Consider the following 25,153-nt stretch of genomic DNA (forward strand, 5'->3'; position numbering starts at 1 on the left):
TGGTCGTGCTCTGTCTCGGTGCGTCACGGAAAATCCCGAATGGTTATGCGGTGTGTAGAGCGTCAAGACCGCATCTCGAGATTGTTTCGTGAGTGTGGATTTTTTGATGGATCCCGCATCCCGCGTTGGGATACGTTGTCGATAGAACGTTGCATCTTGAGTGTCGCGCCGAGGAGGGAGCCTGGTGCGATTCGGGGGGTGCGCTCGGGCCTTCGTGGTCGCGTCGCTGATCGTCGGCGCGCCGCCGTCGGTCCGCGCGCAGCGAGCAGAGAGCGAAGCGCCGCAGGACGAGAGCCCGCCGTCGTCGCCGGACGTGCCGAGCGACGGAGGGTCGGAGTCGGACGTGGCGCCGGGCTCGGATTCGGGCGCGCCGGATTCCGTTCCGGCGTCGGAGCCGGACGCGGCTGCGTCGGAGCCCGACGCGGCTGCGTCGGAGCCGGACGTGGTCTCGGCTCCGGGCGCGGCGACCGAGTCGCCGAGCGAGCCCGAGGTCGCGGCCGAGACGGTCGAGCCCGATCCCGGCGCGATCGAAGACTTCGATCTCGAGTCGCTCCTCCGCGATCCCGTCGTGACGTCGAGCGGTGGCGAGGCCGAGGAGCGCGTCGTCGCGTCGGGCAACGTCGTCGTCATCCGTCGCGAGGACTTCACGCGCAACGGGTGGCGCACCGTCGCGGACGCGCTCGCGTCGCAGGCGGGCATCTACGTCGTCGACGATCTCGTCGTGCCCTCGGTCGGCGTGCGTGGCGTGACCGGTGGTCTGCGCGCGGGCACGCGCATCGTGCGCGTGATGATCAACGGCGTGCCGGTCGGGTTCCTCCCCGATCTGACTGCGTTCCTCGGCTCGGAGTTCATCCCGATCGAGCTCGTCGAGCGCGTCGAGATCGTGCAGGGCCCGCTCTCCGCGGTGTACGGCGCGAACGCGTTCCTCGCGACGGTGAACGTCATCACGCGCGACGCGACGGAGCAGAGCACGACCGAGGCCGCGGGGCGTTTCCTCCTCACGAACGGCAATCCGGGGTTCGGGCTCTCGGCCGCGACGATCCAGGGCGGCGCCGACTGGGGCGTCGTGCTCGGCTTCTCCGCGGACTGGATCGATCGCAGCGGGCTGCGGATCACGCCGACGTTCGTCTCCCAGGACGCGACGCTCGAGCGTTATCGCTTCCTCTTCGCGGATCGCACGCAGGGCGACGCGAGCACGCCGATGAGCGGCTTCGCGCAGGTGCACCTCGGCGGGATCCGCGGCGCGTACGGTCGCTTCACGCTGCAGGGCGGCGTGCAGCGGCTCGACTCGATGGCCGAGCTGCAGGTGAGCTCGGTGCTCTCGCATCGCAGCCGCGTCGCGATCGACAACTTCTGGATCGATCTGCGCCACGAGGCCGAGTGGTCCGAGCTCGTGTCGACGACGATCGACGTCGGGTACTCGACGGGCGGACCGACGCGCGACATGCGCCTCGCGCTCGCGCAGAACCACGACGCGACGTGGCGCCCGCAGTTCGGATACGACGCGTTCAACGCGAGCGCCGCCGTGGTGATCTCGCCGCTCGGTCGTCAGCTCTCGTTCCGCGTGGCGGCGGATCTGCTCGTCGACCTCGAGAACATCCTCTACTACCGGCAGACGTTCAGCGCGCCGGGCGAGGGTGGTGAGCCGCCGGCGACGATCGATCTGATCTCGCCCTCGACCGATCGCGAGCAGACGATCACCGACTTCGGCGTGTCGCTCGGCGTCGCGAGCGTGCCGCTGCCGACCGAGCTCCCGGGGCTGCGCCTCACCGGCGATCTGCGCGTGGATCTGATCCGCTACGGGCCGATCGAGTACCCGGCGCAGGTGAGCTGGCGCGCGGGCGTGATCTACCAGTGGTCGCCCGAGGTCACGACGAAGATCGTCGGCGGGCAGGCGTTCCAGACTCCTTCGGGCGTGCTGATGTTCGCGCAGGGCGGGTTCGGCATCGCGAACAACGTCCTCGGCAACTTCGACGTGAACGTGCTCGGCGTGCCGCCGCTGCGGCCGCAGGTCGTCACCGGTGCCGAGGCGATCGCGAGCCTCGAGCTGCTCGATCGCGCGCTCGCGATCGACGCGGGGCTCTACGTGCAGAGCGTCGACGATCGCATCGTGTTCAACCAGCTCGCGACCGACTTCGTGGCGGTGAACGAGGCGCAGGCGACCTCGATGGGCGTGTTGCTCAGCGCGCGGCTCACCGTCGATCGGCTGAGCGCGTGGACGAACGTGACCGGCGGCGTGCAGGTGCTGGAGAGCGGGATCTCGACGCGACCGCCGCCGCAGTACCCGTCGATCTTCGGCGCGTCCGGCTTCGACGTCACGATCTCGGAGATCCACGTGCGCGCGGGCGCGGGCGTGCGCTGGGCGGGAGAGCGCGGCGCGACGCAGAGCAATTCGCTGCTCAACGACGGTCGCGCGTACACGCTCGATCCGTACGCGCTCATCGATCTCACGCTGAGCACCGTCGACCTGCGCGTGCTCGGCGAGAGCGAGACGCGCATCGTCGTCGCGATCCGGAACCTGCTCGATACGCGCTACTCCGAGCCCTACTTCGCCGGCTACGACCTGCCGAGCCAGGGGCGGACGATGTGGATCGAGCTGCGGCAGGTCTTCTGATGCGGGAGGGCTCGATGCGCTCGTCCACGATCGCCGTCGTCGTCGTCGCGCTCGCGCTCGGGTGTGCGCCCGACGACGCGACGCGCGCGGGGCCGAACGTCGTCACGATCGGCGCGGTGATCGATCAGACGGGATCGAACGCGCGGCCGCAGTGGCGAGACGCAGCCGAGCTCGCGATCGCGCACGCGAACCGCGGGCTCGAGCTGGCCGGTGGGCACCGCGATCTGCGCTTCGAGCTGCGGTTCAGCGACTCGAGCGGCGTGCCGCGCGTCGCGATGGACCGCGCGCTCGCGATGACGCGCGACCACGCGGTGGCCGGGCTGATCACCGACACCACCGAGGACGTGCTCGCGATCGCGGGGACGCAGTACGACCCCGAGGTCGACGACGTCGGCGTGCCGATCGTGTGCATGGCGTGCACGTCGCCGGAGCTCGGCGATCCGATCGCGGCCGATCCCGACTTCGTGCGCCAGCAGGCGATGCGCGATCGTGATCACTGGGTGTGGCGCACCGCGGCGGACTCCGATCCCGAAGCGGTCGCGCTGCTCCACGCTGCGCGCGCGCTCGGCGATCGTGGCGACACGAACGGCGACGGCGTGTGGAAGGTCGCGTTCTACGTCGTCGACGACGAGTTCGGGAACGGCTTCTTCGAGGGCATCCAGCGCGCGCGCGATCGCAGCTACCCGCTGATCGATCCGACGGGCGACTTCATCCGAGGCGGGCTGCGCCTCGAGATCGTGCGGCACGCGCCCGACATCGACGCGAACACGCATCGCTGGGACGCGGACCTCGCGGCGCTCACCGACGATCGCAACGAAGAGCCCGAGGTGAACCCCGGCGTGTCGCGCCCGGGCGAGCCGCTACCGGACTTCGTGATCGACGGAGAGCCCGACGCGATCGTCGAGATCACGTTCCCGCTCTTCGCGGCATCGATCACGCGCGCGTACGTGCAGGCCGGTGACGAGGTGCGCGCGATGCCGTTCCTCCATCATCACAACTGGCGGCACGAGACCACGCTGGTGCGCCTCGTCGGCTTCGATACCGATGGTCAGGAGGGCGTGTCGCACGCCGTGCTCGACAACTGCCAGACGTCGGGCCGCACGTTCGCGGAGTCGATGCGCGACGAGGTCGGTCACGAGGCCGGCATCTGGGACGCGCAGACCTACGACGCGGCGATGGCGCTGATGCTCGCGACGTTGATCGCGATCGAGGAGACCGATCCCGCGACGAACGCGCAGGTCGAGGGCACTGCGGTGCGCGACGCGCTCGCGCGTGTGTCGTCGGGCGACGCCGCGGCGACGACGATCGTCGCGGGGCCGGAGGGCTTCGCCGAGGCGGTGCGCGCGATCCGCGACGGTACGCCGATCGAGTACGAGGGCGCGTCGGGGCCGGTCGACTTCGATGCCGCGGGCGACGTCCGCAACAACTTCGTGCACTACCGCGTCGAGGGCGCGCGCTTCGTGGATCAGCGCACGTTCGGGTGCGTCGCGGATCCCGAGGGCTGCGCCGTGGTCGAGGGAGCGTGCGGGCTCTGATGCCGCGCACGCGAGGGGAGGGGACGATGGCGAAGAAGAACGGAGCTCGATCGCCGCTGTCGCGTCGTGGGTTCCTTCGCACGAGCGCGAGCGCGGCGGGCGCCGCGGGGCTCGCGGCGAGCGGGATCGGTTCGCTGGTCGGCTGCGGCGGCGACGACGACGTGCCGATGACGACGCCCGACGCGGGCCGTCGCGAGACGCAGCTGCGGATCCTCGGCTGGACGCACTTCGTGCCGGGGCACGACGTGTGGTTCGATCGCTTCGCGCGCGAGTGGGGCGAGGCGAACGGCGTGGAGGTCGTCGTCGAGCGCGTGCCGTTCAACATGGTGCGGCCGACGTTCATGGCGGAGATGGAGTCGGGCACCGGGCACGACATCTACGAGTGGCCGACGCCGCAGGCGGATCTCGAGCCGCACGTCGTCTCGCTGAACGAGATGATGACGGAGCTCGAGGCGCGGCACGGGACGATGATCCCGCTCTGTCGTCAGAGCTGCTTCAACCCGCGCACCAACAACTTCTACGCGCTGAACCACGGGTGGGCGCCGGACCCTGCGAACTTCCGCAGCTCGCTGTGGAGCGCGGTCGGCATGCCGCAGGGCCCGAGCACGTGGCAGCAGCTGCTCGAGGGCGGCCGTCAGATCAAGACGGCGATGGACGTGCACGTCGGCATCGGGCTCGCGGGCAGCGATCCCGATGCGAACATGGCGTGCCGCGCGCTGCTGTGGTCGTACGGCGCGAGCGTGCAGAGCGCGAGCGCCGAGGTCGTGATCAACTCGCCGCAGTCGATCGCGGCGGTCGAGTTCATGCGCGAGCTGTACGCGGACACGATGGTGCCCGAGGTGCTCGCGTGGGGCGCGGCGGACAACAACATCGCGCTCGTCGAGGGGCGCGCGTCGTACATCATCAATTCGATCTCGGCGTACCGCACCGCGCAGACGAACGTGCCGGCGACTGCCGCCGACGTCTTCTTCGGTCGCGCGCTGATGGGGCCGGCGACCGCGCTCGTCGGCGCGCACGCGAACGTGTCGATGATGGTCGCGCGCCACGCGCGGAACCCGAACGCCGCGCAGGACTTCATGCTCCACCTCGTCGAGCGCTACAACGAGGTCGTCTACAACTCGGCGCTCTACAACCTCCCGGCGTTCCCGAGCACGACGCCGCAGCTCACGGGCGACGACGGGTGGCTCGCGCAGGACCCGTTCGAGTCGCAGCCCGCGGACAAGCTCTCGCTGCTCACGGACGCGGAGTCGTGGAGCACGAACGTCGGGTATCCGGGCGCGGCGAACCCGGCGGTCGGCGAGGTGCTCGCGAGCGGCATCGTGCCCCAGATGTTCCTGCGCGCCGCGAACGGCGAGATGACGTCGGAGCAGGCCGTGCAGTGGGCCGAGGATCAGATCGCGCCCATCTACGAGCGCTGGCGCGCGGAGGGGCTGATTTGATCGTCGGCGCGCGAGCGTGGCTGTGCGACGTGGTGCGCGTGAATCGACGCGTCCGCGCTCACGTCTTCGCTCGTCGCGCGGCTCGCCGCGATTACCATCGTCATCTCGAGATCGGATGAGGAAGCTCGCCGCCACGTTCCTGGTCGTGCTCCTCGCGTCGGTTGTGCCCGTCGCGACGGTGGAGTCCGTGCTGCCGGCGATCGCCCAGGCGCAGGACGCGTCGCGCGAGGCGGCGCTCATCCTGCGGATCCTCTCGTACGATCGGAACCTCGCGCAGCGCGCGACGAACGGGCGCGTCGCCGTGCTGATCGTCTACCAGCAGGGCAACGGCGCGTCGGAGGCGGAGCGCTCGCGCGTCGTGACCGCGCTGAACGCGCTCGGCGCGCGCACGACCGTCAGCAACATGCAGGCGCGCGCGGTGGAGCACGCGTTCCGCGATCGCGCGACGCTGGTGCAAGCGGCGCGCACGGCGGGCGCGACCGCGATCTTCGTGTGCGGTGGGCTCGGCGGTGCGGCGCAGCAGATCTCGCAGGCCGCGCGTGAGGCGCGCACGCTCTCGATGACGTCGGAGAGCGAGGGCGTGCGTCGCGGCGGGCTCGGCGTCGGGCTCGTCGCGGATGGCTCGCAGGTGCGCCTCGTGATCAACCTCCCGGCGGTCGAAGCGGAAGGCGCGCGGCTCGACGCGGCGGTGCTGCGGCTCGCCGAAGTCATCCGCTGAGCGAGCTCCGCGCGCACGACGTCGGCGAGGGCGCGCTCAGTCGCGTGCGCGACGCTGCGCCGCGCTCGCGAGCGTGCGGCCGTGCGGTGTCGTGTCGGCGTGGCTCGCGGCGCATCGGAACGCCGCGCGCGCCTGGGCGCGCTCTCCGCGCTTCTCGAGCGTCTCGCCGAGGAGGAACCACGCCTCGGCGCGCGTGGGCGTGATCTCGAGCGCCGCCCGCAGCGCGCGCTCCGCTTCGTCGAGCTCACCGAGGCCCAGCGCACGCGCAGCGCGCTCGAGCTCGTCGACGCTCGGCGCCGTGAACGCCGGCGGCGCAGCGGCGATGCGCGCCGCGCTCGACGGAGGCTCGAGCCACCCCAGCGGATCGCCGTGGCGCAGCGAGGGTGGGATCGCGACGAGCGCCTCGACCGGCGCGACGATCATCGCGCCGCCCGGACGAAGCCGCGCCGCGAGCCGGCTCGCGATCGCGGCGGCCTGCGCGGCGGGGAAGTAGATGAGCACGTTGCGACAGAGCACCACGTCGAACGGCCCCGCGCCCCGATCGGGATCGGGCTCGGTAATCGACGCGCGCTCGAAGCGCACGACGCGCCGGAGCGCGTCGGGCGCGCTCCACGACGACGGGATCGCGATCGGCGCGCCCGCGCCGCCGATCACGCGCGGATAGATCCCGGCGCGCGCGGTGCGCAGCGCCTCGGGGCTCACGTCGGTCGCGAGCAGCTCGATGTCGATCCCGAGCTGCGACGCGAGCAGCGCGACGCTCCACGGCTCTTCGCCGGTCGCGCATCCGGCGCACCAGATGCGCACGGGCGCGCCGCGTCGCTCGACGATGCGCGGCAGCTCGCGCGCGAGGCGCTCGAAGTGCTCGGGGTGCCGGAAGAAGCGGGTGTGCGGCACCGTCGCCGCGGACACCAGCGCATCGAGCGCTTCTGCGTCGGGACGCGCGAGCAGATCCCGCGCGAGCGCCAGCGGCGACGTGCGTCGCGCCCGCGCGATGCGATCGAGCGCGAGCCGCAACGCGCTCGGCCACGGCTCGAGCGTGTGCCCGAGGCGCGGCGAGATCAGCGCGCGCAGCAGCTGCGCGAGCTCGCGATCAGCGTCGGCGTCGGAGGGCTTCGCGGACATCGGTGACGATCGTGTCGAGGCGCACCGCCCGCACGCGCGGCGAGACGTCGAGCGCGTGGCGCGGCATCGACGGCGCGGCGCACTCGTCGGGGCTCAGCGCGAGGCACGTCGCGCTCCCTTCGAGCGCGAGCGCGATGCCGCGCGCTCCGTCGCGCCCCATGCCCGAGAGCACGAGCGCGACCACGCGCCGTCCGAGCGACGCGGCCGACGCGAGCGCGCGATCCGCGGAGGGCACGTGGAGCTCTCCGATCGCGCCCGCGACGAGCCGCACGACGCCGTTCTCGATCACGAGGTGACGCCCCGCGGGCGCGATCAGCGCGCGCCCGCTCGCGAGCGCATCGCCGTGGCGCGCGGGCCGCGCAGGCAGGCCGAGCCCCGCGATCCATCGTGCGAATCCGACCTCACCGCCGAGCGGCAGGTGCTGCACGACGACGATCGCCGCGGGCACGTCGCGCAGCCCCGGCACCAGACGCTCGAGCGCGCGCGGCGCGCCCGTCGAGCCGGCGATCACGAGCACCGGGAGCTCGCGCGCGATCGACTGCGTGGCCGCGTCGCGCACGATCGCGCGCAGCCTCGTCTCTCCGGGCTCGGTGCCGAGCTCGCGCTTGGACACGAACGCGACCGCGCCCTGCGCCACCGCCTCGAGCGCGACGTCGGAGCCCTCCGCGACGTCGCTGACCACGACGACGGGCACGCGCGCCGCGATCTCGCGGATCGCACCGAGCCCCGACGCGCCCGGCATCCACACGTCGAGCACCACGACCGACGCGGTGTCGAGATCGCCCCACGCGCGCAGCTCGTCGACGCTCGCGAAGCGCTTGATCACCCGGACGTCGTCGTCGCTCTCGAGGATCCGCGCGATCCGCTGCGCGGCGATGTCGGAGTCGTCGACGACACAGACTCGAAGCGTCATCGCGCCAGACACTCGTCGATCACCTGTCGCAGCTCCGTCTCGACGAAGCGCTGCTTGGAGAGGAATCCACGCACGCCGAGCGCGCGTGCGCGGTCGCGCACCGCGGGCTCGCTGCGCGTGGTGAGCACGATCACCGGCACCTCGCGCAGCGCGGGATCGCCGCGCAGCTCCGCGATCATCTCGAGCCCGCCGAGGAACGGCATCTCGACGTCGGTGAGGATCAGATCGGGGCGCTCGGTGCGCGCGAGCAGGAGCCCCTGCTTGCCGTCGGACGCGTCCGATACTTTGAGCCCAAACGATCTCAGGATGCCGAGGAGCAGCTCGCGCGCGACGGGCGCGTCCTCCACCACGAGCACGTGCGGCACCGCGCGCCGCGGCGACGTCGAAGGACGCGCCGCGCTGGTCGCGACACGGCCGCGCAGCGTCGCGTGGGTCGCGTCGGCGTCGAGCAGGAAGTAGACGCCGCCGTCGGGCGCGGGCGCGACGCCGCGCACCACGTCGGAGCGCACCGCGAGCTCGTCGATCCGCTCGAACGCCATCGGGCGCGGGTTGTCGTACCCGTCGACGCGCAGCGCGAACACGCCGGTGCGGTGGTGCGTGATCACCGCGACGTCGCCCGCGCGCGGCGGCTCGGCCGCGCCGAAGAGCGCGCCGAGGTCGAAGAGCGGCACGAGATCTGCGGCGTTCGCCGGTCCTCGCGCGAGGCGCCACCCATCGCTCGCGCGCACCGGCTCGCCCATGCGCTCGACGGCGAGCACCTCGCGCACCGGGATCGCGAGCCGCGTCCCGCGGCACTCGATCGGCACCACGATGTCGGCGCGCAGCATCGTCGGGAGCACGATCTCGAAGCGCGTGCCGCGCCCGCGCTCGGACTCGACGCGCACGCTGCCGCCGACCGCCGCGACCTCGCGCGCGACCACGTCGAGCCCGACACCGCGTCCCGAGATGTCGGTCACTTCGTCGCGCGTCGTCACGCCCTGCTCGAAGATGCGCTGCAGCAGCTCGGAGTCGTCGCCCTCGTGGCGGAGCCGAGTGCGCATCCGCTCGAGATCGACGCCTCCGCCGTCGTCCTCGACGATCACCTGCACGCTCGAGTCGGTCTGGTGGATCGTGATCTCGATGCGACCGACCGGCGACTTGCCCGCCGCGGTGCGCGCGAGCTCGCTCTCGATCCCGTGATCGACCGCGTTTCGCACGAGGTGCAGCAGCGCGGGGCCGAGCGAGCGCTCCACCGACGCATCGACGTACGCGTCGCCCGAGACCAGCAGCTCGACGCGCTTGCCGAGCGCGTGCGCCGTCGAGCGCGCGGCGCGATGCACCTGCGACTTCAGCGCCGCGACCGAGACCATCGCGGCCGAGCGCACCGTGTCCTCGAGCTGCTCGAGCGCCATCTCGAGCGCGAACTCGTGCGTCGACCACTGCGCCGCGAGATCGCCCATGCGCCGCTCGATCTCCGCGCCGTACCCGAGCGTCTTCACGATGCGCTCCGCGAGCGCCTCCGGCGGCAGCTGCGGATCGATCTCCGAGAGCAGCGCCCGGAGCATGCGCCGCACCTCGCGCAGGGCAGGGTGCAGCAGCGAGTGCTCGCGATGGAGGCGCCGCGCTTCGTGGACCAGCGGCGCGAGGCGCGCGGGATCGAGCGAAGGGCGCGCGTGCTCGACGTGCTCGGCGCGTGCCTCGACCTCGGTGTGCGTCGCGTCGGCGTGCGTCTCGGTCGACGTCGCAGCCGCGGCGCTCGCCGCGGCGAGCCGCGCGAAGATCTCGTCGAGGTCGATCTCGAGCGCGCCCTCCGACGCCGCCATCGCCGAGATCGCGTCGAGCGCGGTGAGGATCGCGTCGCCCGCGCCCTCGCTCATCGCCTTCGACGCGCGCTCGACGACGCCCTCCATCGACTGCAGCAGGTGGCCGCAGTCGGCGAGGCCGAGCATGTGCGCCTCACCCTTCATCGTGTGGAGCAGCCGCTTCAGCGAGCGCGACGCGCCCGCGTCGCCCTGCTCGAGCGCGATCCACAGATCCGTCGCCTCGCTGATGCGATCCGACGCCGCGTCCCAGAACGCGCGGACGAGATCGCGATCCTGCACCGCCATCGATCAGCGCCCGCTGCGATGATCTCGCGGCAGCTCGGCGGACGCGACGCGGAACGCCTGGATCGCCTGCTTCAGCTCGTGCGAGAGCTGCAGCAGCGACTCCGCGGAGCGCGTCGTCGCCGCCGATCCGGTGAGCGACTCGTTCACCGCGCGCACCACCTCGTCGGCCGCGGACTTCGCCTGCGACGTGCCTTCCTGATGGCGGTTCACCGCGTCGGAGATCTTCGCGGCCGCCGCCGCCGCGTCGCGCGCGAGCTTCGTGCTCTCCTCGGTCGCGAGCACCGACGCGTGCGACGCCGCGCGCATGTCCGCGACGAGCTTCCGGATGTCGCGCACCGAGTCCATCACGTGCTCGGACAGCCGCCGCATCTCGGCCGCGACCAGCGAGAACCCGCGCCCGACCTCGCCCGCCTTCGTGCCCTCGAGCGCGGCATTCAGCGCGAGCAGATCCGAGCGATCCGCGATGTCCTGGATGAGCGAGAGGATCTCGCCGATGCGATCGGAGTGCGCGCTCACCAGGCGCGTCTGATCGGCCATGCGCGTCGAGCTCTCGAGCGTGCGGCCCGACATCTCGTGGACCGCCTGCGCGTCGCGCGCGACCGCGTCGGCCGCGGCCGCGAGCGTCTCGAGCGTGCGGCGGATCTCCTCGAGCGACGCGGTCTGCTGCGTCGCGAGCGTCTCCTGCTCGCGCACCGCGGAGAACATCCCCGCCGACGCCGACGCGACCGCGTCCGAGCTCGTGCCGATCCGCTGGGTCAGGCTGCGAAGGCTGTCGAGCATCCGCCGGAACGCGACGAAGAGCTCACCGTCGCCGCCGATCGATCCCGTGAGATCGCCGTCCGCGACGCGCACCGCGCCCTGCTGCAGCTCGCGCAGCCGATCGTTCATGCGCTCGAACGCCGTCGCCATCTCGCCGAGCTCGTCGTTCGAGTGCGACAGCGCGAGGTTGCTCGACACGTCACCGCGCGCGATCTGCTCCGCCGCGCGCGCCATGCGCTGCATCTGGCTCGACATGCGCGTCGCGAACACGAAGGACGCGAGCAGCCCGACGATCGCGACGCCGAGCCCCTGCATCGCGATCCAGCCGCGCGTCTCCTCGCGGCGCCGCGCGATCGCGGTGCTGCGCAGCGCGACCGCGACGGTCCCGATCGCGTCGTTGTTCCCGCGCGCCACCGGGGCCGCGACCACGACCAGCGACTCGCTCGCGGACACGTCCTGCGGCTCGTCGCGCATCCGCATCGTGCGCGGCGGGTTGCCGTCGCCCACGACCGTCACGCGCTCGCCGTTCGCGCGGTACACCGCGGCCCACTCGACGAGCCGATCGGCGAGCGCGACGCGCATCACCTCGGCGGCCGAGTCGTCCTGATCGAACTCGAGTGGCGCGACGACCGACTCCGAGAGCATCGCCGCCGTCGCGCGCGCGCGCTCGGTGATCGACTCGCGCTCCGCCTGCGCTGCGCGCTCCGGCACGAGCCACGCGTCGAGCCCCGTGATCACGAGGACCACGCCGAAGAGCAAGCCCGCGATCTTCCAACGAACCGAGACGAATCGGAACATGTGCCCTCGACGTCCGGAGGCGCTCAGCGCGCGCTCGAGCCCGAAAAGAGATCCAGATCGACCAGCCAGACGAGCCCGACGTCGTCCATCTCGGCGACGCCGACGACGTGAGGCAGGGCCATCGCGTCGCGCAGCAGATCGGGCAATGCGAAGAGGCGCTCCTCGGAGAGCCAGTCGAAGCGTGCTTCGGCGCAGTCCACGCGCCGCTCGCCGGCGCCGGTGCGCACCCACAGCGATCGCACGTCGCGCACCGACGCATCGGGCTCGCGGCGGAAGAGCGCGACCGGCCGCTCGTCGTCGCTCCCCGATCCCGAGGCGCGCACGACCTGCGACGCGGGGAGGGCGCAGCGCACTCCGTCGTGCGAGAGCAGCACCACGCGGCTCACCGCGGCTCCGCGAGCAGCTGCTTCACGATCTTCACGAGCGCGTCCGTGCCCGCCGACTTCGCGACCACCGCGTCGGCCTGCGCGTCGCGCGCGAGCACCTCGAGCTGCGTCGTGTCGTTCCCCGAGACGAGCACGATCTTCAGGTCGCCGAGCTTCTCCGTCTTGCGGAACAAGCTCGCGAGCTTGTCGCCACGCATCGACGGCATGTTGATGTCGATCACGACGAGGCGCGGCTGCGTGCGCAGGATCGCGCTCGTCGCGCCGATCGGCGAGGGAAGGTCGACGACGCGAAGCCCTGCGCCGGCGAGCGCGCGCTTCATCGACTCGCGCGCGATGTCGCTGTCGTCGATGACCAGGACGTCGGCCGAAGGAGTTCGCGAGCTCATCAGGTCGTCTCCCGTGCTGCGGCGATCAGCGCGACCGGATCCACGATCGTCAGCGGGCCCTCGGACGAGTCGACGAGCTCGCCGGCGGACGCGTCGCGTGCGAGCTCCACCGTGCTCACGCCGCGCGTCGTCTCCGCGGGGATCCCCACGAACCCGCGCGGCGTGCCGCACACGATGAGGCGACGCCCGGCGCGCGACTCGCCCGCGCCCGCGCCGAGCGGCGACTCGAGCACCGCGACGATGCGACCGCGGTCCTGCACCACGCCGGCGAAGCCCGCCGTCGCGCACGGCAGACGCGCCGGGGCCAGCCACGCGATCACCGCGTCCACCGACTCGGCGGGGACTCCGAGCAACGCACCTCCGTGCTCGAAGAGCAGCAGCGCGCGCCGATGTCGCGCCGTGCCCTCCGCGTCGCCCCGTCCCCCCGACAAATCCTCGCGAAATCGCGAGAGCGGATCCGTCACGTCTTCGATACTAGCCGACGATTCCGCGCTGATGGAACCTGAAAGTCAGGCCTCACCACACGCGAATGGCGTGCGAGTGCGCGTACTTGCGTCAGCCGGGGAACCGGTGCGCTAGCCCGGGAACCAGTGCGCTAGCCCGGGAACCACTGCGCGGGCATGCCCCGCCCGCTCACGATGAGCGCAGTGACGTCCATCGTGATCGCGACGCCGATGTGCACCACGCAGCCGCCCCAGATCGAGCGCGTCCGCAGCGCGAGCGTCCCGAGCACCACGCCCGCGAAGATCGCGGCGGCCGCCTCGAGGAACGGCTTGCCGAAGTGGATCATGCAGTAGGGCACGACCATCGCGAAGATCGCCTGCGAGCCCATCGCGCTGCGCATCGAGCGCATCCAGAAGCCGCGGAAGAAGAACTCGAGCGAGAGGAACTGCGCCGCGTAGAGCAGCTCCCACGCGATCAGATCGAACCAGCTGCGCGAGCAGAGATCGTAGAACGGGTAGTACTGCGTGAAGTGCGGCACGAAGCGCGCGACGAACATCACGCCGACGAACACCGCCGCGTAGCTGAGCCCGTAGATCCACGCGTGGTTGCGGATCTCCTTCGTCTCGAGGCCGTGGTCGCGCAGCCGCTCCTTGAAGAACCACTTCACGACGATCGCCGGGATCACGAAGTACCCGAGCACGCGGAAGCCCGACCACCACACGAAGTCCGCGAGCTCGAGCCACTGCGAGTCGCGCAGCCACGTCCAGAAGGTGTCTTCGCGCGAGCCGAGCGGCGCGAGCTCGCGCATCAGCTGGCGGAACGTCGTCGAGTGCCCGACGTACTCCATCACCGTCAGGCACAGCGCGCCCACGCAGAGCGCGATGATCGGCCGGTAGTCGTAGCCCTTGCCCGCGGCCTCGCGCTCGCTGCGCTCGTCGGACGCGAGCTCGTCGAGCACCCGCCACGCGCGCACGAAGAAGTTGCGCGGGTGCAGCTCGGTCAGGCGCTGCGGCCACGTCTTCGCCGAGAGCCCGTGCTCGAGCCACTCGATGCGCGCGCGCTTGTCGCTCTCGGCGGCGCTGCGGTACGGCCCCGCCTCGGACGCAGCGGCAGCGGCCTTCGCGGCAGCGCCTCGCTTGCTCACGAGGCCGACTCGCTCCGCGCGATGCCGCGATCGAGGCGCGCGAGCGTGCGCTCGCGACCGAGCACTTCCATCACGTCGAAGAGCCCGGGGCTCGCGGTCTTGCCGGTCATCGCGACGCGCGCCGGCTGCGCGACGTTCTTCATCTGCAGGCCCGCCTGCGCGAGCCACTCGTTGACGCTCGCCTCGAGCGCGACGCGATCGAACGAGTCGACCTTCGCGACGTGATCGCGCAGCGCCTTCAGCGTCGCCGCGCTCTCCTTCACGAGGAACTTCGCGACCGCCTTCTCGTCCTCGACGGGCGGCTCGCGGAAGTAGAAGTCGACCATCTCGACGATGTCGATCAGGGTCGTCGCGCGCGTCTTCACCGTCCCGACCGCGCCGACGTAACGATCGCGATCGCCATCGATCGCGCTCGCGATCGTCGCGTCCTTCGCGAACGGGCGCGCCCTCTCCGCGAGCTCTGCGTCGCCCAGCGCGCGCAGGTGCGAGGCCTGCACGTGCGCGAACTTCTTCGCGTCGTACTGCGCCGCGGTGCGGCCCACGCCGTCCCACGAGAACGCCTGGATCAGCTCGTCGCGCGTGAAGATCTCCTGATCGCCGTGCGACCAGCCGAGGCGCGCGAGGTAGTTGAGCACCGCGTCGGGCAGGTAGCCCATGTCGCGATACTCGGTCGTGCTCACCGCCGCGTGGCGCTTGCTGAGCTTCTTGCCGTCCTGCCCGTTGATCATCGGCAGGTGCGCGAACTTCGGCAGCGCGTAGCCGAGCGCCTCGTAGAGGATGATCTGGATCGGCGTGTTCACGACGTGATCGTCGCCGCGCGCGATCAGCGTGATGCCCATCGTGATGTCGTCGACGACCGCGCCGAAGTTGTAGAGCGGCACGCCGTCGCCGCGCATCAGCACCCAGTCCTGCTGCGCGTCGTTCGGGACGTCGATGCGCCCCTTCACGAGATCGAGCCAGCCCGTCGCCCCGCTCGTCGGCGACTTCATGCGGATCACGTACGGGCGATCCGGCTGATCGGTGCGCGTGCGGCAGGTGCCCGGATAACGGAAGTGCTGACCGGGCGCGAGCTTCGCGCGCTGCGCGTCGAGCTCTTCCTTGGTGCAGTAGCACCTGAAGGCCGCGCCGCGCGCGATGAGCTTCTCCGCGAAGTCGCGATAGAGCTCGAGGCGCTGCGTCTGGAAATAAGGCCCGTTCGGACCACCGACCTCGGGCCCCTCGTCCCACTCGAGGCCGCACCACTTCATCGAGTCGAGGATGACGTCGACGCTCTCCTGCGTGCTGCGCTCGCGGTCGGTGTCTTCGATGCGCAGCACGAAGGTCCCGCCGGTCCTCCGCGCCCAGAGCCAGTTGTAGAGCGCGGTGCGAACGCCGCCGATGTGCAGGAATCCGGTCGGCGAAGGCGCGAAGCGGACGCGATCTCCCTTGGTCGTCATGGGGAGGCGAGCGTTAGCACAAGCGCGACACCCGTGCTTGACCCCTGATCCGCGGGGCTCCATGCTCCCGAGCCGCTCTTCCGGATGGAACATTCAGCCTCGCCCGCAACGCACCCGGCGCCCGCGGCCGCTTCGTCCACCGAGGAGATCGAAGCGCGCCTGAACCGTGTCATCGAGGGTGCTGCGACGACCGCCGCACACGCGCGCGTGCGCTTCGTCGAGGAGGTCCCGTTCGGCGAAGCGCTGCGCATCCAGCGCTGGGTGCTCGGCAACGGGCTGACGATCCTCGTGCTGCCCGATCCCGCGGCGCCGGTGGTCTCGTACCACACGTGGCTGCGCGTCGGCTCGAGCCACGAGAAGCCCGGAAAGACGGGCCAGGCGCACCTGCTCGAGCACCTGATGTTCCACGAGACGAAGACGCTCGCGCAGGGCGAATTCGATCGTCTGCTCGAGGCCGCGGGCGGCGAGACGAACGCCGCGACGTGGGTCGACTGGACCTACTACTACGAGAACCTGCCCGCCTCGGAGATCGCGCTCGCGGTGCGCCTCGAGAGCGACCGCATGTCGAACCTCGTGCTCGCGAAGGACAAGGTCGCGAGCGAGAAGCAGGTCGTCACGTCGGAGCGCCGCGACCGCGTGGAGGACGACGTCGAGGGCAAGGTCAGCGAGGTCCTCTACGCGACCGCGTTCGGCAAGGAGCACCCCTACGGCTGGCCGACGATCGGCTGGATGGACGACATCGAGGCGTTCACCGCGTCGGACTGTCGCTCGTTCTATCGAACGAATTACGCGCCGAACGGCGCGACGCTCGTGGTCGTCGGCGACGTCGAGATCGAGCCGCTGCTCGCGATGATCCAGGAGCACTACGGCACGCTCGCGCCGTCGAAGCTCACGACGCACGACGCGCCCCCCGCGCCGCGGCAGCGCAGCGAGCGCCGCAAGGACGTCGCGTGGCCGACGCCGACGCCGAAGATCGCGGTGGGCTGGCACGCGCCGGGGTACGCGTCGTTCGATCACGCGGTCCTCACGGTGATCGATCAGCTGCTCGTCGGTGGTCGCTCGTCGCGGCTCTGGAAGGAGCTCGTGCGCGAGAAGGAGCTCGCGGCCGAGGTGCGCATGTCGCTCTCGCCGTTCCGCCACGGCGGGCTCGTCGATCTCTGGCTCTCGGCGCGCGAGGGCGCGTCGATCGACAAGTGCTTCGCGATCGCCGAGAAGCACCTCAAGCGACTGAAGAAGGAGCTCGTCGACGACGACGAGCTCGCGAAGGTGAAGAACCGCCTCGAGCTCGGGTTCCTCTCGGGGCTCGAGACGGTCTCGGGCAAGGCCGAGCAGATCGGCTTCTCGGAGACGGTCGTGGGCGATCCGCGGCACAGCTTCACGCGGCTCGCGGAGTACCGGCGCGTCACGTCGGACGACGTGCGTCGCGTCGCGCGCGAGGTCTTCGACGATCGCCGCCGCACCATCGTGCGCGTGACGCCGAAGGAGCGTCGCACGGCGTCGCGAAAGCGCAGCGCAGCGTGACGACGTCTCGACGTCCCACCGCTCCGGCGCCCGACGCGCCGTGGGGCCCGCGATGGACGACCGACGCGGGGATGACCGTGCTCCTCGAGGAGAGCCACGCGATCCCGCTCGTCGACGTCGAGGTCGTGCTGAAGACCGGCGCGCTCTTCGATCCCCCGGGCAAGGAAGGGCTCGGTCGCCTCGCGGCGCGCCTGCTCCGCATGGGCACGAAGCGCCTGAAGGCGGAGGACGTCGACGAGGCGATCGACTCGATGGGCGCCGCGCTCAGCGTCGACGTGGCGCACTCGATGGTGCGCATCCATGCGTCGGTGATCCGCCGCAGCCTGCCCGACCTGCTGGAGCTGCTGGGTCAGCTCGTCTGTGCGCCCGCGCTGCGCGGCGCGGATCTCGGCCTCGTGCAGCGCGAGACGATCGCGGATCTGCTGAGCCAGCGCGACAACGATCGCTGGCTCGCGAGCCGCGGCTTCCGCGCGCACCTCTTCGGCGAGCACCCGTACGCGCGCCCGACGTTCGGCACCGCGGACACGATCACGAAGGTGTCGCGCGGCGACGTCGCGGACTTCCTCGGGGCGCACGTGGTCGGCGAGAACATCGTGCTCGGCGTGGCCGGCGACGTGACCGAGGGCGAGCTGCGCGCGATGGTCGATCGCGCGTTCGCGAAGGTGCCGCGCGGCCGCGCGCCCGAGGTGACGCTCCCGGTGCCGGTGATCGCGAAGGGCCGCCGCGTGCTCGTCGTCGACAAGCCCGAGCGCACGCAGACGCAGATCTTCCTCGGCACGCTCGGCACGCGCCTCGCCGACCCGGTCTTCTATCCGCTCGTCCTCGCGAACACCGCGTTCGGCGGCACGTTCACGTCGCGCCTCGTCAACGAAGTGCGCAGCAAGCGTGGCTGGAGCTACGCGGCGAGCGCGCGGCTCGGCGCCGATCGACAGCGCGAGGCGTGGAGCCTCTACACGCATCCTTCGGCGGAGAACGCGATCGACTGCATCGCGCTCGAGCTCGAGCTGATCGAGAAGTTCGTCGACGAGGGGATCAGCGCGCCCGAGCTCAGCAATGCGCGCGACTACCTCGTGAAGTCGCACGCGTTCGATCGCGACACGGCGGCGAAGCGGCTCGAGCCGCGCCTCGACGCCGAGGTGCAGTCGATGCCCGCCGAGTTCTACACGCACTTCGTGACGAGCGTCGGCGCCGTGACCCTGCCGCGCGCCAACGAGGCAGTGCGTGCGCGACTCTCGCACGAGGATCTGTCGATCGTCCTCGTCGCGACCGCGGCGCCGCTTCTCGATCGCCTGCAGCGACTGCCGGGTGTGCGAGAAGTCTCGGTCCTTCCGTTCGACTCGCTCTGAGCGTCGCGCAGCGCGTCGTCGCTTCGCGCTCCGTCAGGATGCTTACGCGCGCGACACCCTGTCTCGCGGGTGCGACTGTGCGGGTGCTGGAAATCCCCGAAGGATCGAATCTGCACCCGACGCGAGTGTGGCGTGGCACATCGGTTGCGATGACGGCCGCCCCGATCCGACCGGGAGCGTCGCACCGTGCGTCCTCTGACGACCGTCGTGTGCTCACGGAAACGAACGAAATCAGCACACGGAATCGACGCCGGACGGCCAATCAGAACACGTTGACAAGAGGTCCGCGCCTCTGTCCTACTCCGCCGCTCGTCCGCGGTGGGGCCTTTGCGCGCTCTGCGTGAAAGGCATCGTCACGACGACACCCGCTTCAAGCGCGGCAATCGACTTTCGCCGGACAACGTTGCTCGCCTTCGTTTTTGTTCCCCCAGCACCGATCGGACGGATGGAGAAGCCTCGGTGAGAGAATGGACGCTGACGGCTCGCCTTTCGCGGGCCTGGTTCGTCGTCGCGCTGAGCGCGATCGCGGGGCTGACCATCGCCTCGCCTCTCGCGTCCGCGCAGACGACGGAAGACGCGGACGAAGCAGCACCGGCGCAGGAACAGGCGCCATCCGACGGCGCGACAGAGGCGCCCGCCTCTCCCGAAGCCGCAGAGTCCGCCGAGGCCGCAGCCTCTCCCGAAGCCGCAGAGTCTGCCGAGGCCGCAGGGTCTCCCGAGGCCGCGACGCCTCCCGACGAGACCACCGAGGCCGCGCAGACCGACGCGACGACGACGAGCGCGCCCGACTCGGCGCTGCAGCCCGGCGACATCGAGGCCGAGGAAGCCGCGGCGAGCGGTGAGGACGCCGCCGCCGAGGAGGTCGCCGCCGAAGAGGCGCAGGCCCAGCGCGAGCCGCTGCCGTGGCGCAACTCGTTCTTCAGCTGGACCCACGGCATCACGCCGAACTCGTTCTTCCGCGGGGCGCAGCTCAGCTACGACCCGATGTACTACTGGTCGTTCAACCTCGCGCCGCGCTGGTACCTCGACTCCGCCACGTTCTTCGCGCTCAGCCAGAGCCTCTCGGTCGAGCTCACCGACGACGGCCTCTCGAGCGTGAACAACCGCGAGCCGATGCTCAGCGACACGATCGTCGAGCTCCGCCGCACGATCGCGTGGGAAGGCTTCATCTTCATCCCCGCGGGCCGCGTGGTGCTCCCCGCGTCGAAGGCGAGCCAGGCGCAGCAGCGCTACTTCGGCCTCGCGGGCGGCCTCACGGCGGTGCGCGTCATCCCCGAGGCGGCCTCGCTCACGTTCGCGCTGATCGGCCGCTACCAGTACTGGTTCGCGGGCCGCAACACGCCGGGCACGCTGGGCACGTATCCCGCGCAGCAGCACGCGCCGAGCGGCGATCTCCAGGGCGGCAACTTCGGTGATCAGGCGTCGGCGCTCACCGGCGCGCGCCACGTGATCACCGCCGGCCTGAACGTGACGATCATGCCGCTCACCGGCCTCACGGTGTCGGCGGCCGCGTTCTGGCAGTCGCAGGAAGGCCACGGCCTCGGCACGGCGTGCACGCCGGTCGACACGCTGCCCGGCGGCGAGCTCTGCCTCGGCGACAACAGCGACACGCACTGGCGTCACTTCACGTCGGTCTCGCTCTCGGTCGCGTACGACGTGCAGTCGTGGCTGAACCTCTCGATCGGTTGGTCGAACGCGACGGTGCTCGCGCCGCTCCAGAACGACGACGGATCGGCACGCAACATCTTCAACCCCGACAACAACTTCTTCCTCACTGCCACCGTGCAGATCGACGCCCTCTTCGAGACGCTCCGCGGCGCCGAGGACGACGGTCTCACGCCGGAGCAGCGCCAGCGTCGCCGTCAGGGCCTCGCGGGTGTGCAGAGCACCACCGGAGGTTCCTTCTGATGCTGCGGCACGGACACGATCACGCGCGCTCGTCGCGCGCCTGTCTTTCGAACTCGGATCGCACGACGGAACCCCGCGCGGAGAGCGCTCCTGCGGGGCTGGAGGCTGGGACGATGAAGCGTCTCGGGATGTGGGTCGCGTTGGGCTTGCTCGTGGGCGCGAGCATCGGTGGCTGCGGCAACGAGCAGCCTCCGGTCAATCGCGTCGGCGTGAACGTGGTCGAGAAGAGCGCGTTCACGGGCTCGTGGTACATGGCGCGCACGACGATCGACATGGACTACGAGGCCGCGGGTCTCGGGTTCATGGGCGAGATCGCGCGCGACGGCACCGCGGGCTTCATGGGGTTCGCGCTCCCGCGCATCCGCTGGGTCATCGACGAGGAGACGCTCTACGCCTATCGCGACTACGAGATCGTCGGCGATCCCGAAGATCCGTGGGGCGAGTCGGAGCCGAACCCGGATCACCTCGGCGCGCCGGTCGCGGCGTTCCGGATCCTCAGCCACTTCGACATCCGTCGCGACTACAACACGGTCACCGGCGAGGAGCTGAACGTCCTCGTCGAGAACACGACGGACCGTCGCTGGTGGGAGCGCCGGTTCATGCGCGTCGACTGGTCGCGCAACCTGCTCACGTCGTACTTCGGCACGAGCCACGAGCTCAGCGAGATCTTCGGCCAGACGCGCCGCGAGCCTGCGCAGCTGGTCGTCCAGGACGAGTCGCAGTTCCCCGAGAGCTGGCGCCCGCAGTTCCACTTCATGTCGTGCGCCGGCATCGACGATGCGTCGGAGTCGTGCGCCGCGGAGGATCGCGACTGGGCGGGTGACTACCAGCCGGGCGATCTCTACAGCTTCAGCTTCGTGACCCAGGAGATCGTCTCTCCGGGCAACATCTTCATCCCCGGGTTCGGCACTCAGCCGTACTGCGGCGAAGCGAGCGCGGGCCTCCCCGAGTGCGCCTCGGTGCTCGTCGCGGTGCGCACGAGCTTCCTGCGCGTGAGCGACACGCGTCAGTACGAGCCCGTCGAGTGGACCGACGAGCGCCACGCGCGCGCCGGCTTCTTCCGCCTCGATCGCGTCACCTACGACGCGAGCCGCACCGCCGACGACCCGACGTGGGGCCAGACCGACTTCTCGAACCGCGGCACCAACCGCCACAACATCTGGCGCAACTGGTACACGGAGAGCGACGACGGCACGCGCACGGCGGTGCCGTACGCCGAGCGCGACGTCCGCCAGATCGTCTGGTACACGACGCCCGAGCTGCCCGCGCACCTCGTCGAGCCCGCGTTCGAGACGATCGGCGAGTGGAACGAAGTGCTGATGGGCACCGTGCGCCAGCTGCGTGGCCAGGCGCTCCCGGTCTATCAGCGCACTGCGTGTCAGAGCGACGATCCGAGCGGGTACTGCTACTGCCAGTGCGACCCCGAGGAGTTCCCCGACGGCACCGGGTGCACGGCGGCGGACGCGCTCAATCCGACCTGCGCGGGTCAGTACGATCCCTTCGAGACGCCGGATCAGGCGCGCGGTCGCCTCGCCTCGGGCGAGCCGTTCGACTGCCACGTCGTGGTGCCCGAGGGCGCCGAGCCGAACATGGCGGATCGTGGCGTCGCGGAGCGCCTGAGCGACGGCTCGTTCAACGGCTGGTTCGGCGCGCGCATGGAAGGCAGCGAGTGCGTCAACGTCCTGCGCATCAACAGCTGCAACCAGGCGAGCCTGGCGGCGGCCGAGGAAGCGGACGAGACGATCACCTGCCAGGAGCGCGGCGACATCCGCTTCAAGTTCCTGAGCTACGTCGATCAGCCGGGCACGCCGTTCCTCGGCGTCGCGCAGCTGCGCGGCGACCCGATCACCGGTGAGGTCTTCACCGGCGACGCGAACATCGGCGGTCCTGCGATGCAGTCGCAGCGCACGCGCGCGATGCAGACCTACGACCTGATCAACGGCCGCTCGACCGATCAGGAGTTCTTCACCGGCGAGGACATCCGCGCGTTCCTCGAGGCCGCGAACCGCGTCGATCTGCCGGCCCCGCCGCGCATCGACTTCAGCGTCGCGCTCGAGGGTGGCGTCGGTGCGGATCCCGCCGTGCGCGGCGAGATCCACAACGTGATGGACCGCGCGATGATGCGCGCCGAGCGGCTGCAGGGCCCCGAGGGCCGCGCGCAGCTCTTCAGCGACTCGCGCGTGCGTCAGCTCGCGGGCACCGACATCGAGCGTCGTCTCGTGTCGGGCGAGGACGCGCTCGTCTTCGCGGGCCTCACCAACGTGCCCTCGACGATGACCGGCGCCGAGCTCAACGAGGCGGTGCTCGAGCAGGCGTCGCCCTTCCGCCACGACGTGAGCGAGCACCTCGACCACTACGCGGACTTCAACGTCCGCAGCGGTCTGAACGCGTTCCACATGTCGACCGAGTTCACGGATCACTCGGTGATGTGGTTCGTGATGCAGCACCGTAGCTGGCCGCGCGCACGCGTGGAGTTCGAGCTCAATCGCCGCCTCTATCGCGACACGCAGGTCCACGAGATGGGCCACTGTCTCGGCCTGCTCCACGACTTCGGTGGTACGGCGGACAGCCAGAACTACGAAGACGACTACTACCTCATCAATCGTCGCTTCCCGCTGCCGAGCCCGGCGACGTACGACACGGACGGCACGCCCGGTCTGAGCCCGGCGGAAGTCACGGAGTTCGAGACGGATTACGCCGAGGCGCGCCGTCTCCGCGAGCTCGCCGGCATCGACACGTGGATGAACGCGTCGGTGATGGACTACACGGCGCAGTGGTACGAGCGCATCCAGGGCGCGGGCCACTACGACCGCATGGCCATCCGCTTCGGCTACGGCGACATCGTCGACATCTACGACAACCGCACGTCGCGGCTCCCGCTCGAGCAGATCAACCCGGCCGGCGTGCGCGCCAACGGGACGATCGCCGAGGGCTTCCAGCGCGTCGGCATCAAGTGGTACCGCGGCGGCGAGAGCTGCGACGCGGACGCCGACTGCCCGTACGCGGTCGGCGGCGCGCGCGCGGCCGAGCTGCTCGAGACCAACATGACGACGGGCCTGACGCAGACCTGCGTCGCGAACCCGACGTCGGCCGGCGGCGGCATCTGCTCGAACTTCGACTCGGACGTCGCGGAGTTCAGCGAGACGCTGAGCGGCACGCCCGACTTCGTGCCGGTGACGTTCCGCTACTGCGACGACATCCGCGCGAACACCCGCACGCTCCCGTGGTGCAACCTCTTCGACGAGGGTGACTCGTTCCGCGAGATCGTGCGGAACGCGATGGAGTCGTACGAGCGCAACTACATCTTCTCGGCGTTCCGCCGGTACCGCCGCACGTTCTCGATCAACGGCTACATCAACGGCCTCACGCGGTACCTCTTCCCGCTGCTCAACATCGAGCAGAACCTGCTGTATCGCTACCAGAACGATCCGGAGTTCCGCGACCAGGAAGGCGCGTGGGGCTTCTACGATCAGTTCCTCGCGACGGCGGACACGCTGAACTTCTTCGCGCGCATCCTCGGCTCGCCGGGCATCGGCGCGTACCAGTGGAACTCCGGTTACCAGTGGTACGAGCGGTTCAACTCGAACCCCGACTCGCCGACTGGCCAGCTCCAGATCCGACTCGGACAGGGCCGCTTCTTCGGCTCCGTCTATCAGGCGGGTCTGACGGGCATCAACCGCATCGAGCGAATCGGATCGCTCTACGACAAGATCATCACGATGCAGATGCTGACTCTGCGTGGTCTGTCGCCCTTCTACGGTCCCGATCTCGTGTTCTACACGAACATGTACGACCTCTTCCCGAACGAGATTAACCAGATCTTCACGGGAATGATCGCGGACCAGCCGGGCGAGTACATGCCGCGCGTCATCTGCGACGCATCGAGCTCGTTCCCGCAGTGCCGCAATCCGCGCACCCTCTACATGGACTTCTATCGCGGCGACTGCACGACCCCCGGGTCGACGACCTGCCGCCCGCACCCCGCGGACATCACCTATCGTCCGAACCCCGCAGAGCGGATGTTCGTGATGAACGGTGGCGACAACTTCCTCCTCCAGTCGTACGCGACCATCTTCGGTCTCTCGGAGTTCCCGGTCTATTACGACACGGCGTTCCAGACGCAGCTGTTCCTGTGTGTCGAGGGCCAGGGCGACTGCAACGCTCCGGAGGGCACCGAGGGCGTCGACTACGTCCGCTACACCAGCACTCGCTTCGGCAAGAGCTACCTCGCGTGGCAGCTCACGCCGGAAGAGGGTGGTCTGATCGACCAGGAGTCGATCGCGTTCTCGATGGTTCGAGAGGCGCGTGACTCGGCGTTCATCCTGCGCTGCCTGCGTCAGTTCCGCGGCGACTTCGGCGGCACGCCGAACGACGAGACGAACATCCCGGCGGCAGACCGCACGCGCCTCGCGGCGCTCGGTTACACCATCCCGCGCCTCGGCGACGGACGCCCCGACTCCACGCGCATCAACGACGAGGTCGAGCGCCTCGACGGTCGCGTGGTCCAGCTGGAGTCGTTCTTCGGCTACCTCATCCAGCTCGAGCGCGAGTTCGGAATCCAGTTCCCGTTCACGTACACCCGGCCGGAGATCTGAGG

At 70.4% G+C, this 25,153-nt stretch carries 17 protein-coding genes; 8 read left to right on the top strand and 9 right to left on the bottom strand.

Annotation, left to right across the window (positions count from 1 at the left end; all coding sequences use genetic code 11):
- Positions 1-184 precede the first annotated feature (184 nt).
- The 4 genes from DB32_RS09260 (at position 185) to DB32_RS09275 (ending at position 6,306) form a co-directional block, all read left to right on the top strand.
- The gene (locus DB32_RS09260; RefSeq protein WP_157068888.1) at positions 185-2,614 is read left to right on the top strand and encodes a TonB-dependent receptor plug domain-containing protein; all 2,430 of its coding nucleotides are present in this window, start codon (positions 185-187) and stop codon (positions 2,612-2,614) included.
- Positions 2,615-2,628: 14 nt separating this feature from the next.
- Positions 2,629-4,149, top strand: coding sequence for a type 1 periplasmic-binding domain-containing protein (locus tag DB32_RS09265; RefSeq protein ID WP_157068889.1), 1,521 nt, complete (start codon positions 2,629-2,631; stop codon positions 4,147-4,149).
- Between the two features lie 26 nt (positions 4,150-4,175).
- Positions 4,176-5,588: an ABC transporter substrate-binding protein gene (locus DB32_RS09270; RefSeq protein ID WP_075097863.1), complete on the top strand. Its 1,413-nt coding sequence runs from the start codon at positions 4,176-4,178 to the stop codon at positions 5,586-5,588.
- A gap of 115 nt (positions 5,589-5,703) precedes the next feature.
- Positions 5,704-6,306: a YfiR/HmsC family protein gene (locus DB32_RS09275; protein ID WP_053232058.1), complete on the top strand. Its 603-nt coding sequence runs from the start codon at positions 5,704-5,706 to the stop codon at positions 6,304-6,306.
- Positions 6,307-6,342: 36 nt separating this feature from the next.
- Here DB32_RS09275 and DB32_RS09280 read toward each other — a convergent pair whose 3' ends face one another.
- The 9 genes from DB32_RS09280 to gltX all read right to left on the bottom strand — a co-directional run bounded on the left by DB32_RS09280 (position 6,343) and on the right by gltX (position 15,781).
- On the bottom strand, positions 6,343-7,428 hold the full coding sequence (locus DB32_RS09280; RefSeq protein WP_053232059.1) for a CheR family methyltransferase: 1,086 nt from the start codon (positions 7,426-7,428) through the stop codon (positions 6,343-6,345).
- The gene (locus DB32_RS09285; protein ID WP_157068890.1) at positions 7,397-8,341 is read right to left on the bottom strand and encodes a chemotaxis protein CheB; all 945 of its coding nucleotides are present in this window, start codon (positions 8,339-8,341) and stop codon (positions 7,397-7,399) included. Before DB32_RS09285 ends, DB32_RS09280 begins: the two co-directional genes overlap by 32 nt.
- On the bottom strand, positions 8,338-10,428 hold the full coding sequence (locus tag DB32_RS09290) for a hybrid sensor histidine kinase/response regulator (protein ID WP_053232061.1): 2,091 nt from the start codon (positions 10,426-10,428) through the stop codon (positions 8,338-8,340). Before DB32_RS09290 ends, DB32_RS09285 begins: the two co-directional genes overlap by 4 nt.
- Before the next feature lie 3 nt (positions 10,429-10,431).
- The gene (locus tag DB32_RS09295; protein ID WP_053232062.1) at positions 10,432-11,985 is read right to left on the bottom strand and encodes a methyl-accepting chemotaxis protein; all 1,554 of its coding nucleotides are present in this window, start codon (positions 11,983-11,985) and stop codon (positions 10,432-10,434) included.
- A 23-nt stretch (positions 11,986-12,008) separates the two neighbouring features.
- Complete coding sequence (locus DB32_RS09300; RefSeq protein ID WP_053232063.1) at positions 12,009-12,371, bottom strand: hypothetical protein; 363 nt, start codon at positions 12,369-12,371, stop codon at positions 12,009-12,011.
- Positions 12,368-12,757 (bottom strand): response regulator, encoded by a 390-nt coding sequence (locus DB32_RS09305; RefSeq protein ID WP_075097488.1) that lies wholly within the window; start codon positions 12,755-12,757, stop codon positions 12,368-12,370. The genes DB32_RS09300 and DB32_RS09305 overlap by 4 nt, the downstream gene beginning before the upstream one ends.
- The gene (locus tag DB32_RS09310; RefSeq protein ID WP_053232064.1) at positions 12,757-13,221 is read right to left on the bottom strand and encodes a chemotaxis protein CheW; all 465 of its coding nucleotides are present in this window, start codon (positions 13,219-13,221) and stop codon (positions 12,757-12,759) included. Before DB32_RS09310 ends, DB32_RS09305 begins: the two co-directional genes overlap by 1 nt.
- Before the next feature lie 131 nt (positions 13,222-13,352).
- Positions 13,353-14,345: a CPBP family intramembrane glutamic endopeptidase gene (locus tag DB32_RS09315; protein ID WP_053232065.1), complete on the bottom strand. Its 993-nt coding sequence runs from the start codon at positions 14,343-14,345 to the stop codon at positions 13,353-13,355.
- The gene (gene gltX, locus DB32_RS09320; RefSeq protein ID WP_053232066.1) at positions 14,342-15,781 is read right to left on the bottom strand and encodes a glutamate--tRNA ligase; all 1,440 of its coding nucleotides are present in this window, start codon (positions 15,779-15,781) and stop codon (positions 14,342-14,344) included. Before gltX ends, DB32_RS09315 begins: the two co-directional genes overlap by 4 nt.
- Positions 15,782-15,988: 207 nt before the next feature.
- Here gltX and DB32_RS09325 point away from each other — a divergent pair, with 207 nt between their 5' ends.
- The 4 genes from DB32_RS09325 (at position 15,989) to DB32_RS09340 (ending at position 25,151) form a co-directional block, all read left to right on the top strand.
- A complete protein-coding gene (locus DB32_RS09325) occupies positions 15,989-17,302 on the top strand; it encodes a M16 family metallopeptidase (protein WP_053232067.1) in 1,314 nt (437 codons plus the stop codon).
- Positions 17,299-18,648: a M16 family metallopeptidase gene (locus DB32_RS09330; protein WP_053232068.1), complete on the top strand. Its 1,350-nt coding sequence runs from the start codon at positions 17,299-17,301 to the stop codon at positions 18,646-18,648. The genes DB32_RS09325 and DB32_RS09330 overlap by 4 nt, the downstream gene beginning before the upstream one ends.
- Positions 18,649-19,107: 459 nt before the next feature.
- On the top strand, positions 19,108-20,556 hold the full coding sequence (locus tag DB32_RS09335; RefSeq protein ID WP_053232069.1) for a hypothetical protein: 1,449 nt from the start codon (positions 19,108-19,110) through the stop codon (positions 20,554-20,556).
- Positions 20,557-20,669: 113 nt separating this feature from the next.
- Positions 20,670-25,151: a zinc metalloprotease gene (locus DB32_RS09340; protein WP_157068891.1), complete on the top strand. Its 4,482-nt coding sequence runs from the start codon at positions 20,670-20,672 to the stop codon at positions 25,149-25,151.
- Positions 25,152-25,153: the final 2 nt, after the last annotated feature.

The sequence above is a fragment of the Sandaracinus amylolyticus genome (assembly GCF_000737325.1).
Classification (GTDB): Bacteria; Myxococcota_A; Polyangia; order Polyangiales; family Sandaracinaceae; genus Sandaracinus; species Sandaracinus amylolyticus.